At 57.8% G+C, this 16838-nt stretch carries 15 protein-coding genes and 1 other RNA gene; 6 read left to right on the forward strand and 10 right to left on the reverse strand.

The window, feature by feature from the left end; translation table 11 throughout:
- Positions 1–34: 34 nt before the first annotated feature.
- The 4 genes from ACHEXK_RS09030 to ACHEXK_RS09045 all read right to left on the reverse strand — a co-directional run bounded on the left by ACHEXK_RS09030 (position 35) and on the right by ACHEXK_RS09045 (position 5841).
- Positions 35–3118, reverse strand: a complete 3084-nt coding sequence (locus tag ACHEXK_RS09030) for an efflux RND transporter permease subunit (protein WP_416545401.1) — start codon at positions 3116–3118, stop codon at positions 35–37.
- The gene (locus ACHEXK_RS09035) at positions 3105–4436 is read right to left on the reverse strand and encodes an efflux RND transporter periplasmic adaptor subunit (RefSeq protein ID WP_416545403.1); all 1332 of its coding nucleotides are present in this window, start codon (positions 4434–4436) and stop codon (positions 3105–3107) included. The genes ACHEXK_RS09030 and ACHEXK_RS09035 overlap by 14 nt, the downstream gene beginning before the upstream one ends.
- A 132-nt stretch (positions 4437–4568) precedes the next feature.
- Entirely contained in the window at positions 4569–5015 is a 447-nt protein-coding gene (rnhA, locus tag ACHEXK_RS09040) for a ribonuclease HI (protein ID WP_416545405.1), read from the reverse strand.
- Positions 5002–5841, reverse strand: a complete 840-nt coding sequence (locus tag ACHEXK_RS09045; protein WP_416545407.1) for a class I SAM-dependent methyltransferase — start codon at positions 5839–5841, stop codon at positions 5002–5004. Before ACHEXK_RS09045 ends, rnhA begins: the two co-directional genes overlap by 14 nt.
- Between ACHEXK_RS09045 and gloB the strand changes: the two genes are divergently transcribed.
- Both gloB and ACHEXK_RS09055 read left to right on the forward strand, forming a co-directional pair.
- Positions 5840–6610, forward strand: coding sequence for a hydroxyacylglutathione hydrolase (gene gloB, locus ACHEXK_RS09050; RefSeq protein WP_416545409.1), 771 nt, complete (start codon positions 5840–5842; stop codon positions 6608–6610). The genes ACHEXK_RS09045 and gloB overlap by 2 nt on opposite strands.
- A 180-nt stretch (positions 6611–6790) precedes the next feature.
- Entirely contained in the window at positions 6791–8227 is a 1437-nt protein-coding gene (locus ACHEXK_RS09055) for a transglycosylase SLT domain-containing protein (protein ID WP_416545411.1), read from the forward strand.
- Between the two features lie 38 nt (positions 8228–8265).
- Here ACHEXK_RS09055 and ACHEXK_RS09060 read toward each other — a convergent pair whose 3' ends face one another.
- From ACHEXK_RS09060 to dnaX, 4 genes are all read right to left on the reverse strand, one after another.
- Positions 8266–9318 carry an ABC transporter substrate-binding protein gene (locus ACHEXK_RS09060; protein WP_416545413.1) on the reverse strand — a complete coding sequence of 351 codons (1053 nt, stop codon included), beginning with the start codon at positions 9316–9318 and terminating at the stop codon, positions 8266–8268.
- Positions 9319–9488: 170 nt separating this feature from the next.
- Positions 9489–10079: a recombination mediator RecR gene (gene recR / locus ACHEXK_RS09065; RefSeq protein ID WP_416545415.1), complete on the reverse strand. Its 591-nt coding sequence runs from the start codon at positions 10077–10079 to the stop codon at positions 9489–9491.
- A gap of 10 nt (positions 10080–10089) precedes the next feature.
- On the reverse strand, positions 10090–10413 hold the full coding sequence (locus ACHEXK_RS09070) for a YbaB/EbfC family nucleoid-associated protein (RefSeq protein ID WP_100117600.1): 324 nt from the start codon (positions 10411–10413) through the stop codon (positions 10090–10092).
- A gap of 38 nt (positions 10414–10451) precedes the next feature.
- Positions 10452–12386 carry a DNA polymerase III subunit gamma/tau gene (gene dnaX, locus ACHEXK_RS09075; RefSeq protein ID WP_416545417.1) on the reverse strand — a complete coding sequence of 645 codons (1935 nt, stop codon included), beginning with the start codon at positions 12384–12386 and terminating at the stop codon, positions 10452–10454.
- A 175-nt stretch (positions 12387–12561) separates the two neighbouring features.
- On the opposite strand from dnaX, the gene ffs reads away from it, so the two are divergent.
- Positions 12562–12658: signal recognition particle sRNA small type (gene ffs, locus ACHEXK_RS09080), an RNA gene on the forward strand.
- Positions 12659–12745: 87 nt separating this feature from the next.
- On the opposite strand, the gene ACHEXK_RS09085 is transcribed toward ffs, so the two are convergent.
- A complete protein-coding gene (locus tag ACHEXK_RS09085) occupies positions 12746–13039 on the reverse strand; it encodes a hypothetical protein (RefSeq protein ID WP_416545419.1) in 294 nt (97 codons plus the stop codon).
- An 83-nt stretch (positions 13040–13122) separates the two neighbouring features.
- The gene (locus ACHEXK_RS09090) at positions 13123–14460 is read right to left on the reverse strand and encodes an NAD(P)/FAD-dependent oxidoreductase (RefSeq protein WP_416545421.1); all 1338 of its coding nucleotides are present in this window, start codon (positions 14458–14460) and stop codon (positions 13123–13125) included.
- 103 nt (positions 14461–14563) lie between these two features.
- Here ACHEXK_RS09090 and trxA point away from each other — a divergent pair, with 103 nt between their 5' ends.
- From trxA to ACHEXK_RS09105, 3 genes are all read left to right on the forward strand, one after another.
- A complete protein-coding gene (trxA, locus tag ACHEXK_RS09095) occupies positions 14564–14896 on the forward strand; it encodes a thioredoxin TrxA (RefSeq protein WP_416545423.1) in 333 nt (110 codons plus the stop codon).
- A gap of 241 nt (positions 14897–15137) precedes the next feature.
- Entirely contained in the window at positions 15138–16400 is a 1263-nt protein-coding gene (gene rho, locus ACHEXK_RS09100) for a transcription termination factor Rho (RefSeq protein ID WP_062405887.1), read from the forward strand.
- Positions 16401–16484: 84 nt separating this feature from the next.
- A complete protein-coding gene (locus ACHEXK_RS09105) occupies positions 16485–16748 on the forward strand; it encodes a type B 50S ribosomal protein L31 (RefSeq protein ID WP_100117605.1) in 264 nt (87 codons plus the stop codon).
- Positions 16749–16838: the final 90 nt, after the last annotated feature.

Here is a 16838-nt window from a genome sequence, read left to right on the forward strand (position 1 = left end):
AGGCACAGGGGCAACACGCCCCCTGACAAGACACTCAATGGGCTGGCGCTTCGTGCGGCTCATCATGGGCCACCGATTTGTTGGGACCCGGCACCGAATTGCGTGCCAACAACGAATACATGGTGGGCACCACAAAAATGGCCAGCAAAGTGCCCAAGCTCATGCCGCCCACGATCACCCAGCCAATTTGCGTGCGGCTCTCAGCGCCGGCCCCGGTTGCCAGCGCCAGTGGCACAGCACCCAGCACCATGGCACCGGTGGTCATCAAAATCGGGCGCAGCCGCTGTGAGGAGGCCTTGATCAAGGCCTCCTTCATGGCCATGCCTTGCTCACGCAGCTGGTTGGTGAACTCCACAATTAAAATGCCGTGCTTCGTGATCAGGCCAACCAGCGTGATCAGACCAATTTGTGAGTACACGTTCAATGACCCCCCCGTGAACTTGAGTGCCAACAGCGCACCAATCATGGACAAAGGCACCGACAACATGATCACCAAGGGATCAATGAAGCTCTCAAACTGAGCTGCCAAAACCAAAAAGATGAAGAACAGTGCCAACACAAACACGATGACCAAAGCGCCTTGGGAGTTTTTGAACTCACGCGATGTGCCATTCAACTCGGTCGTGTAACCGGATTTGAGCAACTTGGCAGCGGTTGCGTCCATGAACTTCAGGGCCTCACCCAAGGAATAGTCAGGGGCCAAGTTGGCCGTGATCGAGACCGAACGGCGCTGACCAAAGTGGTTCAGCTCACGCGGCGACACACTTTCACGCACTTTCACCAAGCTGGACAAGGGGACCATGGTGTCGTTGCGGCCACGCACCTGAATCACATCAATGTCGTCGGGCGTATTGCGGGCCGAGGGCTGTGTTTGAACAATCACGTCATACTGCTCGGCATCGCGTTTGTACCGGGTCACCACACGACCGCCCAGCATGGTCTCGATGGTGCGCGCGACCACATCAATGCTGACACCCAGTTCCGCCGCTTTGACGCGGTCAACCTCGATGCGCAGCTCGGGTTTGTTCAAGCGCAAATCCACATCGGGCGACAAAATACCCGGGTTCTTGGCCACTTCGTCCAGGAACTGTCGCGTCAGTTGGTTCAAATTTTGGTAACTGTCTGACGTTTGAATCACAAAGTTCAAGGGTCGCTCACGGAAACCTTGGCCCAAAGATGGGGGCGTGATCGGGAAGGCGTTGACACCCGGCAAACCATTGAATTTGGCACCCATTTCACGCGCCATCTCAAGGGTGGTGCGCTTGCGCTCGTCCCAATCCACCGCTCGGTAAACGACCGTACCTTGGCCCACCGTCGGGTTACCGATGTTGGCAAAAATTCGGTCAAACTCTGGGTAGGCCTGCCCAATTTTCTCCAAAGACCGGGCGTACCGATCGGTGTATTGGAGCGTGGAGCCATCGGGCGCATTGACTGTGGCCAAAATCGTGCCCCTGTCTTCTAGGGGTGCCAATTCTTGCTTCATGGTCGGGTAAATCAGGGCAATGCCCACGCCAGAGCCCAACATCACGAGCACCACAACCCAACGGGCACGGTTCAAGATGAAACTCAGGAGCTGGGCGTAACCGTTCGACAAAGCCGTCAGCAAACGTTCCATGGTGCGGTCAAACCAACTCGGTTTGGGATTGTGCCGCAGCAGTTTGGAGCTGAGCATGGGGGTCAGCGTCAGGGCCACAAAACCGGACACCATGACAGCACCGGCCAATGCCAGGGCAAACTCGCCAAACAACTTACCCGTGCGCCCGGGTGTGAATGCCAAAGGCGCGAACACGGCAGCCAGTGTCAAGGTCATGGCAATCACGGCAAAGCTGATTTCTCGCACGCCCTTGATGGCCGCAGAAAACGGGTCCAAGCCCTCTTCGATGTGCCGGTAAATGTTCTCCAGCACCACAATCGCATCGTCCACCACCAGACCAATGGCCAGCACCAGCGCCAACAAGGTCAAGGTATTGATGGTGAAACCCGCCAAAGCCATCATGGCAAATGCGCCAATCAAACTGACGGGGATGGTGATGATCGGGATGATGGAGGCACGCAGGGTGCGCAAGAATACAAAAATGACCAAGGCCACCAAGACCACCGCCTCAACGATGGTTTGGAACACGTTCTTGATGGATTTATCAATGAAAACAGAGTTATCGTTGGCCACATCGATCGACATGTCCCCAGGCAAATCGCTTTTGAGACGAGGAATCATCTCGCGCACCCCTTTGGACAATTCCAAAGGGTTGGCCGTGGCTTGACGGATCACGCCCGCAGAAATCGCAGGCCTTCCGTTCAGGCGAACCACGCTTCGGTCATTCGCGGCATCTTCCTTGATCTGGGCCACATCACGCAATTTGACCGGGAAGCCGTTGACGTTGCGAATCACGATGTCACCAAACTGGCCCGGCCGGGTCAGGTCGGTTTGAGAGGACACGCTGAACTCGCGGTTGCTGGACTCAATGCGCCCCGCGGGCAACTCCAAATTGCTGCGGCGGATGGCATCTTCCACGTCTTGCGGCGTGAGTTTGAAGGCGGACAATCGCGCATGGTCCAGTGAAACCAGCATGGCGTATTTGCGCTCACCGAAAATCCGCACATCGGCCACCCCGGTGACGGTTTGCAAGCGCGGCTTGACCACGCGATTGACCAAATCGTTGATTTGCAGAGCATTCAAGGTGTCGCTTGAAAAAGCCAGCCAAATCACAGGAAAGGCGTCGGCCTCCACCTTGGCGATGACCGGCTCTTCAATCGCTTGAGGCAAACGGTTTCGTACACGGGAGGTGCGGTCACGCACTTCTGCGGCAGCCGTATCGGCGTCTTTCTCTAGGCGAAAACGCACCGTGATTTGCGACTGCTCGGCCCGACTGATGGAGGTGATGACATCCACCGCATCAATGCCCGCAATCGAATCTTCCAGCGGTTTGGTGACCTGCGACTCAATCACTTCGGCCGAAGCGCCCACATAACGGGTCGTCACCGTGACGGTGGGTTCATCGATCTTCGGGTACTCACGCAATGAGAGGCTTTTGAAGCTCACTGCACCAATCAACACAATCAGCAAGGACATCACAACGGCCAGAACAGGCCGCCTTATGGTTGTTTCAGCGAGCTGCATCGGCACCCCTCAAGCAAGGGTTGGGGCCAGACAAGGCCGCGTTGTTGGTGCTCGCCCCCTTGGGGCCGGTGCTTTTGGGGGCTTGACCTGCTGGACCTGCAGCAGGCGCCGAAGCTGCGCCCCCCGCTGGCGCCGATGCTGGGCCTTGGGCGCTCGCCGGTTTGCCACCCGCGGCCTGTGCCATGTCGATCACACGCACCAAGGTGCCATCCTTTTGCAAACGCTGGTGGCCGGCTGTGACCACCGTGTCACCGGCTGCCAGGCCTTCCAATATTTCCACTTTGCCTGGCTGGCGCAAGCCCGTTTTGACGGCAACGCGTTCCGACATGAGTTGGTCAGGTTTTTCCCCTGCCACCACCTTGACCACAAAAGTGCGCCCGCCCTGAGGAATGATGGCCTCCTCAGGGATGACCATCGCATTCTCGCGGGCGCCAAACACGGCGTTCACACGGGCAAACATGCCGGGTCGCAATTGTTGTTGGCGGTTGTCGATGCAGCCGCGCACACCGACAGAGCGGCCATTGGCCTCAATCAAGGGGTCCACCGCCTGCACGATGGCCATGAAAGGACGTCCGGGCAACGCATCCACCGTCAATTGGGCTTTTTGCCCCGCACGGATTTTGGCTTGAAAACGCTCTGGCAAGCGGAAGTCCAGCAACACGGCATCCAAGTCTTCGATGTTCACCATGTCAGCGCCGTCTTTGAGATAGTCGCCGACGTTGACTTGCTTGAGACCGGTGATGCCATCAAATGGCGCCAGCACCTTGAGGCGTTGCAGCGTGGCATCGGCCAAGGCCAGTTTGGCACGCGTGACCTCCAAGGCAGCGCCGCTTTCATCCACCGATCGCTGGCTGATGAAGTTTTGCGCCACCAACTCTTGGTTGCGTTTGTGATTGGCCTCGGCAATCGACAACTCGGCTTTGGCCTGAGACAGCTGGGCTTGTTGGAGTTGGTCCTCAAACTGAACCATCAACTGGCCCTTGCGCACGCGTTGGCCGTCGTTGAAGAAAATTTGTTTGACGCGCCCACCCACTTCAGGGCGCAGCATCACGCCTTGCCGGGAGCGCAGACTGCCCACGGCTTGTGTTTCGTCCACCAAGGTCAGTTTTTCGACTTTGGCCACTTCCACCGCTGTCGGCTTGGCCGGACCCGCAGGAGTTCCCGTGGTGCTGGAGGCCGTGCTGGAGGCCGTGCTGGAGGCCCCGGGCTGGGTGCCATCGCTGGCAGTACCCATTTTATTTTGCATCCACCAAGCCAAGCTGGAGGCCGCACAAACACCCACCAACGCCATCACAGCGTATTTTTTCTTGTAAGCCATTCAGATCTCTCTCGCAGGTTGAACTCACCCAGACTCACGAAATGTAACAGCGTCTGGCGACCGACCCAAGAGGAGGTTCACAAGGGCTGGGTCACTTGCTCAGGATCCCTGTGGCGGTTTTTCAGGCTTGCCTCAACGGCCCAAAGCCTTGTCTACGCCTCGGTTGGCGAGCGTATCGGCACGTTCATTGCCGGGATCGCCGGCATGTCCCTTGACCCAGCGCCAGTCAATCTGGTGTCCCGAGGACGACACCACAGCATCGAGTTTTTGCCAGAGGTCCGCATTTTTCACCGGTTGCTTCGCAGCAGTTCGCCAACCCCGAGCTTTCCAGCCGTGAATCCATTCGGTAATCCCTTTGCGTACATATTCGCTGTCCAGGTAAAGCGTGACCTGGCAAGGCCGCTTGAGTGCCGACAGGCCCTCGATCACGGCGGTCATCTCCATGCGGTTGTTGGTGGTATTCAACTCACCACCAAACAGCTCCTGGACATGCGGGCCCGACTGCAAACGCACACCCCATCCCCCGGGGCCAGGATTGCCCTTGCAAGCGCCATCTGTGTAAATTTCAACGTGACTCAACGGTGTCTTTCGGGGTCCTCGAGGGGCCCATGATGGTGTCTGTGCGGGCGATCGGTGCCGCCGCACCAGCGGGCGATCGTACCGCGCGCCAACGCCGGCCATCAATGAAACGCGACCCAGGCACCCTTTTTGTCGCCATCAAAAGGTAAACACCCCCAAAAATGGGACACCAACGCTCGCCCAAGGCATCCATCCATTGCAAACGTTGCATCCAAGCCTCACTGCCCGTGGCCGGCGCCCATCCGCCAAAACGACTGATCTGAACCTCAAAACCCAACAAGCGCAACCAATCTCGCAAACGGCGGTATGCCATCAAAGATGTGGGCACATGAACGCCCGCACCGGGCGCTGGTGACCGACGTTTCACCCGTGTTTGCTGCCACCCCCAAAAACTCCAGGGGTTCAGCCCTGTGATCAGGACATGTCCTTCAGGAATCAACACCCTGGCCACCTCTCTCAAACAAGCATGCGGATCGGCAGAGCGCTCCAAGGTGTGGGGCAAAACCACCAAATCCAGGCTGTCTGCTGGCCAAGGCCAAGCCCGGCTGTCCAAACAAACACTGGCGTTTGACACGGTCGGCCCAGCGCCCTCGGGGCGACAAGTTTCAAACTCGGCCTGGGCCAGCCAACGGTGGGGCATGCGGTTGGTTCGCAGCGCCGACAGTTCAGGCCAACCCAACTGCACGGCGTGGTAACCAAACACATCCGCGAGCAGTTCATCCGCTTGCTGCTGCTCCCATGCCAACAAACGCGACGACGCCGGCCGGCCCAAAGGGGTCAGCCAAGCCTGATCGCAATCCTTGCTTTCTATAATCTGACTCTCCATGAAACTTATTGCACTGCCCGCATTCTCTGACAACTACATTTGGTTGTTACACAACGACCAACACGCACTCGTGGTGGACCCGGGTGACAGTGCGCCCGTTCTGGCTTGGTTGGGGCAACACCCCCACATCTCGCTGGACTTGATTTTAGTGACCCATCACCATGCCGACCACACGGGCGGTCTGCCTGAATTGGTGAATCAGACAGGGGCCCAGGTGGCCGGTCCTGCGATGGAAAAAATGCCCGTTCCCGCTCGCGGCTTGCAACAAGGTGACACATTGGCATGGCACGGTCTGGATCTGAGGGTGCACGAGGTGCCTGGACACACCCTGGGCCACATTGCTTTATGGCTCCATCCCGCCGAACAATCGCCCATCCTGTTTTGTGGGGACACCTTGTTTTCTGGGGGTTGTGGTCGGCTTTTTGAGGGCTCACCAGCCCAAATGCTCGACTCTCTTGACCGCTTGTCCGCCCTGCCGGGTGACACCCGCGTTTGCTGTGCCCATGAATACACCTTGTCCAACCTGAAATTTGCCTTGGCGGTCGACCCTGAGAACGTGGCCTTGAAAAGCTATGCTCAGGATTGCGCTCGTTTGCGCGACAACCGCCAAGCCACTTTGCCTGCGCTGTTGTCCACTGAACGCGACATCAACCCTTTTTTGCGCAGCCGCAGCCCTGCGGTCTCCTCGGCCGTCCAACAGCGTGATGCGTCTGCCATCGACGACGTTAGCCGCTTTGCTGCACTTCGCAACTGGAAAAACGAATTTTGAAGAACGCTTGGGTTTCCCACACCATCCCTCATTGCTCTCCCATCCTGCTCATTGGACGCCGCTTTTTAGCGGCCAGCACTTTGGGTTTTTCTCTTTTACTGGGGGCGTGTGCCACTGCACCCAACTCGGCCAGCCCCCCCCGCGCTCAATGTGCCTCCCCCTCCAGCACAAGTTGAGGCGGTGAATCAATCGGTCACTTCCAAGGCCGATCGAACCGAGGCCTCCCCTGAGCCGACCAGCGCCCCGATCCTGCCATTGACGGACGAATCGGTCCCGGGTCTCAAGCCCCGCAGCCAATTGGCGCTCACGCCACCCAAAGACATCTGGGAGCGGATTCGCCGGGGATTTGCCATGCCCGATCTGGACAACGATTTGGTGCGCAACCGGGAGCAATGGTATTCAGGCCGCCCGGATTACATGCTGCGCATGACCGAGCGTTCACGGCCCTATTTGTTCCATGTGGTGGAGGAGCTTGAGCGGCGCAACATGCCCACCGAGCTGGCCCTGCTGCCCTTCATTGAATCTGCATTCAACCCCCAGGCTGTCTCGAGTGCCAAGGCCGCTGGGATGTGGCAATTCATGCCCGCGACGGGTAAGTTCTTTGACTTGAAACAAAATCTGTTCAGGGATGACCGGCGGGATGTGCTCGAGTCGACACGTGCTGCGCTGGATTACTTGCAAAAACTCTACGGTATGTTTGGTGATTGGCATTTGGCGCTGGCCGCCTACAACTGGGGTGAAGGCAGTGTGGGCCGGGCATTGGCACGCAACAAAGCACAGGGCAAATTGTTGACTTACAGCGATCTCAACATGCCCAACGAGACCCGGTATTACGTGCCCAAGTTGCAGGCGGTGAAGAACATCGTGGCCCAACCGGAGGCCTTCAACACGCAGTTGCCTCTGATCCAAAACCACCCCTACTTCAAGAGTGTTCCCATTGAACGCGACATTGATGTCGCGGTCGCAGTCAAGTTGGCGGGCGTCAGTTTGGAGGATTTCAAGGCCCTCAACCCCTCCATGAGACGGCCTGTGATCTTGGCAGCCGGAACGCCACAAATTTTGCTGCCCTGGGACAACGCCACGGTGTTTGAACGCAATCTACAAGCCCATGCCAACAAACCACTGGCCACCTGGACGGCTTGGCAAGCCCCAAAAACCATGAAGCCCGAAGAAGTTGCCCAACAATTGGGCATGCCCGTCGAGCAATTGCGCTCGGTCAACGACATCCCTTTGAGGATGATGATCACCGCGGGCTCGACCTTGCTGGTGCATCGAAAAGGACAGCTGGACAACGACGTGGCAGAGCACCTGGCCGACAACGGCCAATTGGGTCTGGCCCCTGAAATGGTGCTCAAAAGGGTCGCGGTCAAAGCCCGTAAAGGCGATTCTTTGGCCAGCTTGGCTGCACGCCATGGCGTGTCCGAAGCCAATATGGCATCGTGGAACAAATTGAAGGTCAACGCCCGGCTGAGCACGGGCCAGACTTTGACCATTTTGGTCCCCTCTCAAGGCGCAAGACGGGTCACCCGCACCAGCCCCGACAAGCTCGAACGGCCACAAGCCAAGCGCCCTCCAAGCAAAGCGGTCCCCAAGAAAACCCGAGCCAGCTCAAAATAAGCGCACACACTGAGCCACACACAGCCTGAAAAGCCCCACTACGCCTCAAAGCGGATTTTGGACTTCATCGCAAAACTGTTGGTGTAGGTGGACGCCAAAACGGGGCGACTGCCCACATGGCGGTCAGGCAATCGGTTGTAGGCATGCCAGGCATTGGCCACGGCCTCTGGGGCGAACACACCGTCGAGTGCGTACGACTCGCGCAATTTTTCGAACGCCCCCAAGTAAATGGTCCGATCGGCTTCCCAATGTGAGGCCGGCACGGTCTTCAAAATGTCGGTCAAGCCTGCCGTTTGAAGCCACTTGAGGCCATGCACCACCGCATCGCTCAAGGCCTGCACCAACTCGGGTTGCTTTTGCAAATAATCGGATCGCGCCCATAAACAGGCACCAGGCACAGCTCCGCCCAGGAGCTTTCGCGAAGACAACAGCGTTCTGGCCTCTCCCAGCAAGCGGATCTCATTGCGGTGCTCCAAACCGAACATGATCGGATCCAGATTGCACACCGCATCCACCGCGCCAGCGCGCAAAGCGTCCACCACGCCCAAGGAAGAGCCCACTTCCACAAAGACCACGTCTTCGGGCAAAAGGCCGTTTTGCATCAGCCAATGACAGGCCATGAAATGCGAGCTGGATTGAAGAGCGCTCACCCCTATCTTGGCGCCTTTGAGGGCCATCACCGAGCGTACGTTGAGCCGCGATGAGACGCCAAAGCTCAGCTGTGGGGTGCGGCCCATTTGCACAAAGGCCTGGCAGCTCATCCCCTTTTGTTGCAAGCCAAAAAGGTGTTCAAACGCACCCGACACCACCTGGGCTTGACCCTGCATGGCGCTGGCCAAAGCTTGCACATCAGAACCTTGCGGTAACCACTCCACGGCGATACCTGCTTGCCGGAAAAACCCAAGGCGATCGGCCAAAGTCAAAGGCAAATGGTGCAGGCTGAGCGGTGCAGCCAAAGCGATGCTCACGCGGTGGTTGATACGCGGCTCACTGCGCACAAAATCGGTGGCGGACAGGGTTGTGCCGGGCAACGCCCAAGCCCCCACGGCCGACAGCAAAAAAGAACGACGCAGACTCCCCAAACCTGACACCTACAGCTCCCCATGCAACATGAAAACACCCAACCGTGAGCATAAGAACCGATCGGATGTTGCGCATCGGGAATGATCCCGATCGGGTTTTCACGTAATGGATTGCCAGCAATGCACGCGGTGGAGAGCGGCCTCCTCAGCAGGCTAGCCCTGCCGTTGAAAATGGCGGGTCAACGGCGATCAACAAGGGCGTGAGCGATGGTGCCCAGATCCACATATTCCAACTCACTGCCCGCGGGGACACCTCGGGCCAAACGGGTCACGCGCAAGCCCTGTTGCCGAATCATCTCTGAAATCACATGGGCTGTGGCCTCTCCCTCGGCAGTGAAATTGGTCGCCAAAATCACCTCGGTGAGTACGCCGTCCCCCACCCGCTGCTTGAGCTTGGCCAGGCCAATGTCGTGCGGCCCAATGCCATCGAGTGGGCTGAGCTTGCCCATCAGCACAAAGTACAAACCCCGGTAAGTGCCGGTGCGCTCGATCGCCGATTGATCTGCAGGTGTCTCGATCACACACAAAACAGTCCGGTCTCGGGAGTCATCGAGACAGGTATCGCACAACTGCGCTTCGGTGAAGGTGTGGCAACACGCACAATGCCGAATTGTCTGGACCGCATTGTCCAGGGCAGCGGCCAGTTGCCGCGCTGTGGCCCGGTCGTTTTGCAGGAGCTGAAAAGCCATGCGCTGGGCCGACTTGACACCCACTCCCGGCAAACCCTTGAGGGCCTGCACCAAAGTCGCCAGGGCGTGGGTATCGGCCATGTTCGGACAATCAGAAGGGCAGCTTCATGCCGGGTGGCAAACCTGCCGTGAGCTTGCCCATTTTTTGCTGCGAAACCTCCTCGGCCATGCGCACGGCGTCGTTGAAGGCAGCCGCGACCAAGTCTTCCAGCATGTCCTTGTCATCGGCCAGCAAGCTGGGATCGATGGTCACTCGGCGCACGCTGTGCTTGCAGGTCATGAGGACCTTGACCATGCCCGAGCCGGCTTGACCCTCGACCTCCACAAAAGCCAATTCGTCCTGGGCTTTTTTCAGGTTGTCCTGCATGGCCTGGGCCTGCTTCATGAGGCCGGCAAGTTGTCCTTTGTTGAACATGGTATTTCCTTGAAAAGGGAGGTTTGTGGTTTTGAAAATCAAATCAGCTGAATGCTGCCGGGCACGATTTTGGCCCCGAAGTCTCGCACCATGGCCTGAACACGGGGGTCAGTTTGGATGAGTTCCTGCGCAGCCAGCATTTTTTCGGCTGCCTTGATGGCGAGTCGTTTGGCTGGGCTGTCGGTCACGGGGCCGATTTCGATGTGCAGTTTCACATCACCATGACCTGCTGCCAGCAAGGCTGACTGCAAACGCTCGCGGCTGGCGGGGTGATTGAGCGTCTCGCGCTCGACGCGCAATTGCCATTGATCAGCGTCACGGGCCAGCAGTTGTGACTGCAAGGCCAACTCACGGACCAAGGCCGTGATGGCCTCTTGATCCATCAATCCTTGAACCACCGCTAACCACATATCGCCTTCAGGGGTGGCCTGCACTGTCGTCAAAACCTCGGAGCGGGGCGTATCCAAACGGGCTGAAGGTGCAGCCGCCTCGCGCACGGGCAAGGCGCGCACTTCGGGCGCTGGTGCGTCGGTATGGGGCGAGGCCGAGTCCTGTACGTCTGCGTCATCGGTCGTGTCAGGCCACTCCTCCCAAGGCGCAGGCTCGTGGCGGGTTTCGGGTTGCACCAAGGCATGTGCCGGAATTAGCGCTTGCGCGGTCAGGTCTGATGGGCTTGAATGGCTTGCTGCCGGCATGACCGGGACCACTGCAGCCAAGGGCGGCATCTCACCGTCACGCGCGACAAGGATTTGCGGTGCAAGAGCAGCCTCGGGTGAAGCGGCCTTCACAGAAACAGACGCCTGAGCCGGCGCAGACACTGGCGTCAGGGATTCAGGACGGGTTCGCGGACTTTTTTTTTCCGCTGTGGCGGGGGCGGGTTTGAAGGCCAACAACCGCAAAAGCACCATGGTCAAGGCGGCGTACTCGTCTGGGGCCAGACCCAACTCGTTGCGCCCGTGCAAGCACAAGCTGTAAAGCAACTGGGTTTCCTCGGCAGGCATGACGGATGCAAGATCGGCCAAACCCTGGGTATCGGGGTCTTCGCCGTCTTGCGCCATGCCGGGCACCATCTGCATCACGGCCATGCGCTGCAGCAGCATGGCCATGTCCTCCAGCGTGGCAGCGGCCGAGACGCCTTGCAGGCGCAAGGCGTTGACTTGGTTCACCACGGTGGCCCCATCGCCTTCGGCCAAAGCCCGGATGAGTTGCAGGACATGGCTGCGGTCCACGCTGCCCAACATCTGGCGGACGCCCGCCTCTTGCAATTGACCATTTCCAAAAGCAATGGCTTGATCGGTCAGGCTCAATGCATCACGCATGGAGCCGCGTGCGGCTCGGGCCAACAGGCGCAAAGCCAATGGCTCGGCACTCAGCTTTTCAGCCGCCAACACCTGAGTCAAGTGCTCAAAAACCGTTTCGGGGGCCATCGGCCTCAGGTTGAACTGCAAACAGCGCGAAAGCACCGTCACGGGAACCTTTTGAGGGTCGGTTGTGGCCAATACGAACTTCAAATATTCGGGGGGCTCTTCCAAGGTTTTCAACATCGCGTTGAACGCGGTGTTGGTGAGCATGTGCACCTCGTCGATCATGAAGACTTTGAATCGACCTTGGACGGGTTTGTAGACCGCTTGCTCCAGCAGACTTTGCACCTCGTCAACACCCCGGTTGGAAGCCGCATCGAGTTCGGTGTAATCGACAAACCGCCCGGAATCGATGTCTCGGCAAGCCTGACAAACCCCGCATGGCTCTGCTGTGATTCCCCCTTGACCATCCACGCCTTGGCAATTCAGGGATTTGGCCAAAATGCGCGAAACAGTCGTCTTGCCAACGCCTCGGGTGCCTGTGAATAAATAAGCATGGTGCAAGCGTTGCTGCACCAAAGCGTTGGTCAACGCTTGAACCACATGCTCTTGCCCCACCATTTCGGTGAAATTGCGAGGGCGGTATTTGCGCGCGAGGACAAGGTAAGACATGGCGCTGATTCTATCGGGCCAACGGGACCTGATCCGGCGTTTTCACAGTGAAGACCCAGGGATCAATGTCGAAGCAGCCAAGCCATGGCGTCTTGGCCATCCCGAAGGACGAACGGTGTCATCAAAAAAAGCAAGGAATCACCCTGAGGCGAAAAGCTCGCCTACAATCGCAAGTGACGGGCCTTCCCGCATGGTGAAGCGGCCAACCGGGTCAGGTGGGGAACCAAGCAGCCCTAACTGTGAATCCAGTGCCGGGGTCAAGGCTCGTCACCTTTTTTGCCATTTTCTGGCCTGGCATTGTTTCCGGTCAGTGCCCCCGCCTCCATTGACATTAGGCCACCCACGCCATGCCAAGCGTTTCAGGCCATGCGACGTCGCAATGCTGGAAATGGCATGGCTTTGACTCTGGCGGCATTCACCACCTGAGCCGCCAATGGGGCCGCACGCAACATGTCTGACACACATTGATCGGCTTGCTGATGGGCGCCCAGACGGTTCGGCTCGAAAGCCAACTTGGTCTGTTTAGCCATCTGAGCCACAAAATTTTGGGGGTAGTCCCGGACATTGAAACCACGCAAAGCCATGACTTTCATGAAAGCATTGGCGGCCTCTTCAACGGCACGTTGGTATTCTTGGGAAGCTTCTGGAGACATGTCGACCTCGTTATGGATGAAGTGATTCACCTCCTCACAACGCGCCATCAGGGCGGCTCGTCGACACAACATGTGTAGATTTGTTACAAATTTGCCAAAATACCCAATCCAGCACTTCGGCCACTGGCCAAACAAGCGGTCAACAAGTACCCCCCCGTGGGCGCCTCCCAATCCATCATTTCTCCCGCGCAGTAAACACCGGGGCGATTCAACAGCATCCCTTCGGGCGTCACACCGGAGAACGCCACCCCACCCGCTGTGCTGATGGCCTCGGCCAACGGTCTGGTTTTTTGAAGGGAAATGACCAAACCCTTCAAGCTGTCGGTCAACGCTTCCGGCTGAGCCAATGTCTCCGGCGTGCACAGCTCATGCAGCAAGCCCATCTTCACCCCGTCAATTCCCAAACGGCTTTTCAGGTGGGTTGACAAACTTCGGCTCCCTCGTGGCCGGCACACCTCGCTGAGCACTTGGTTGCGGGATTTGTCAGGCAACAAATCCAAAAGAAAATGCGCAGGGCCGCTTTCTAAATCATCCCGCAACAGGGCCGATGCCGCATACACCAAACTGCCCTCCACGCCACTGTCTGTGACGACAAACTCGCCTTGGCGCTCGAACCTGAGAGGTAAGCTGCGCCCTGATTCGTCGCAGCGCAAATTTTTACCGCCAAGCGCACGGGTTGCCACGCGCATTACCACTGATTTGAGCGGGTGACCGGCGAATCGCTGGCGAAAGTGCTCGGTCCAGCCTGAGCCATCGCGTCCAGCCACGTCAAAACCACAATTGGACGGTTTCAAAGGGGCAATCGGGATGCCCTGCTCGGCCAACAAGGGGAGCCAAGCACCATCTGAGCCCAAACGCGGCCAACTGGCGCCACCGAGCGCCAACAAGGTGACACGGGCGTTCACCTGCCGAAAGCCCACAAGCCCTGAGGGCTGAAAAACCAGCTGGTCTTTGTCCCAACCCAACCAGCGGTGGCGCATGTGAAACTGCACAGGAACCCCTGAAGCCGGGTGACGCAGGCGATGCAACCAAGCCCTCAGCAAGGGCGCCGCTTTCATCTCCAGAGGGAACACCCGGCCTGAACTGCCAACGAATGTTTCCACGCCCAAACCATGGGCCCAATCCCGAACAGCTTGTGCGTCCATTTGGTTCAACCACGGTGCCACATGGTCTTGACTTGCGCCGTAGCGTGCGCTGAACAACGCTGTGGTTTCCGAGTGGGTCAAATTCAAGCCGCCTTTACCCGCCAGCAAAAATTTCCGCCCCACCGAGGGCATGGCATCGAAAAGATGGACCGAAACACCGGCTTGGGAGAGCACCTCTGCGGCCATTAAACCAGCTGGACCACCGCCCACAATGGCCACGTCGACCGACAACTCTGGGGCAATTTGGGGCACGGAATGGTCAGCGGAAAAAGTCATGTTTTTGTTCTGGTCAACGCTCATGCGACAGTGCGCTGTGAGACTAATCTGTCAAAATAGCCATAACTTTAGCTGCATCTTCAATGTTCACAAGGAATAGGCCATGGCCAGCGATTTGATCAAACACATTACCGACGCCACTTTTGATGCCGACGTTCTCCAATCAAGCCAGCCCGTGGTGGTTGACTTTTGGGCCGAATGGTGCGGTCCTTGCAAGATGATTGCGCCCATCTTGGATGAAGTTGCCAGCGCCTACGAAGGCAAACTGCAAATTGCCAAAATGAACGTGGATGACAACCGGGACATCCCGGCCAAATTCGGTATCCGCGGCATCCCCACCCTGATGATTTTCAAAAATGGACAATTGGCCGCCACCAAGGTGGGTGCCATGAGCAAGTCACAACTGACCGCTTTCATCGACCAGCAATTGGCCTGAGGCCTTCAAGGCCCTCGCTGGTGGGCGCGCGCAGAACCGGGTCTGGATGGCCCGGTTTTTTTGTTTTCCGAGCGCCAGTCAAAACCTGTCATAATTTCCGCTTAGGCAGCCCGAACAGGGCTTCGCGCCTCAATTGACGGAAGCTTCTGCCCCAACCCCGGGCAGCCTCCGGATAACCCACTTCCACCCGGTTACCCCGAAAACGGTCAGCAGTTGACCGATTCGCCACAGGCCCCATCCCATGCATTTGAACGAACTCAAGGCACTTCATGTGTCCGAACTCCTGAAGCAAGCCGACACCCTCGAAATCGAGAACACGGGACGCATGCGCAAGCAGGAATTGATGTTTGCCATCATCAAGAAACGCGCCAAAGCGGGCGAACAAGTCTTTGCCGACGGCGTGCTCGAGATCCTGCCCGACGGTTTCGGTTTCTTGCGCAGCCCCGACTCCAGTTACACCGCATCGACGGATGACATTTACATCAGCCCCAGCCAAGTGCGTCGTTTCAACCTGCACACAGGTGACATGATCGAAGGCGAAGTGCGCATTCCCAAAGACGGTGAGCGCTATTTCGCATTGACCAAGCTGGACAAAGTCAATGATGACTTGCCCGAGAACAACAAGCACAAGGTGATGTTCGAGAACCTGACGCCCCTGTTCCCCAAAGAGCAGATGCGACTGGAGCGCGACATCAAAGGCGAGGAAAACATCACGGCCCGCGTCATCGACATCATCGCGCCCCTGGGTCGTGGCCAGCGCGCTTTGATCGTGGCCCAACCCAAGTCCGGCAAGACGGTGATGATGCAGCAAATCGCCCACGCCATCACCGCCAACTACCCCGATGTGCACCTGATGGTGCTGTTGGTCGATGAGCGCCCTGAAGAGGTGACCGAAATGCAACGCAGCGTGCGTGGCGAAGTGATCTCGTCCACCTTCGACGAACCCGCTTCGCGCCATGTGCATGTGGCCGAAATGGTGATTGAGCGCGCCAAACGCCTGGTTGAGCTGAAAAAAGATGTGGTGATTTTGCTGGACTCGATCACCCGCTTGGCCCGGGCCTATAACAACGTGGTGCCTTCGTCTGGCAAAGTGTTGTCGGGCGGTGTGGACGCCAACGCCTTGCAACGCCCCAAACGGTTCTTTGGCGCAGCGCGCAATGTGGAAGAAGGCGGCAGCCTCACCATCATCGCCACAGCCTTGGTCGACACCGGCAGCCGCATGGACGAAGTGATCTTTGAAGAGTTCAAAGGCACTGGCAACTGCGAAATTCATCTGGAACGTCGTTTGTACGAAAAGCGCGTGTTCCCGGCCATCAACTTGAACCGCAGTGGCACACGCCGTGAAGAACTGCTGCTGCAACCCGAGGTGCTGCAGAAAACCAGGATCCTGCGCCAATTCATGTACAACATGGATGAAATTGAGGCGATGGAGATGGTCTTGAAGAGCATGAAGGCAACCAAGAACAACTCCGAGTTCTTCGACATGATGCGCCGCGGCGGTTGATGCCCTATAATCGTCAGGTTTTGCGGAAAGTGCTCTCAGATAGGCTGAAGGGTGGCTACCGTAGCGAAATAAAAGGATTTCCCCATGAAAGACGGCATTCACCCCAACTACCGTGAAATTTGCTTCCAAGACATGTCCAACGGTTTCAAGTTCGTGACACGCTCATGTGCTAACACCAAAGAGATGATCACCATGGAAGACGGTCGCGAGTTGCCGCTGTACAAGCTGGACACGACCAGCGAGTCGCACCCCTTCTACACGGGCACACAAAAGTCGGTCGACAACATGGGCGGTCGCGTGGAAAAATTCCGCAACCGTTTTGGCAAGACCACCACCATCGCCAAGTAATTCGCGCATTGGTGACCCCAAAAGGGCAGCCCGGGCAACCGGCCTGCCCTTTTTGTTTGGCCATCGCCTGGTGTCTGATCGCTCTCCAGC

Source organism: Limnohabitans sp. DCL3 (genome assembly GCF_048019295.1).
GTDB lineage: Bacteria > Pseudomonadota > Gammaproteobacteria > Burkholderiales > Burkholderiaceae_C > Limnohabitans_A.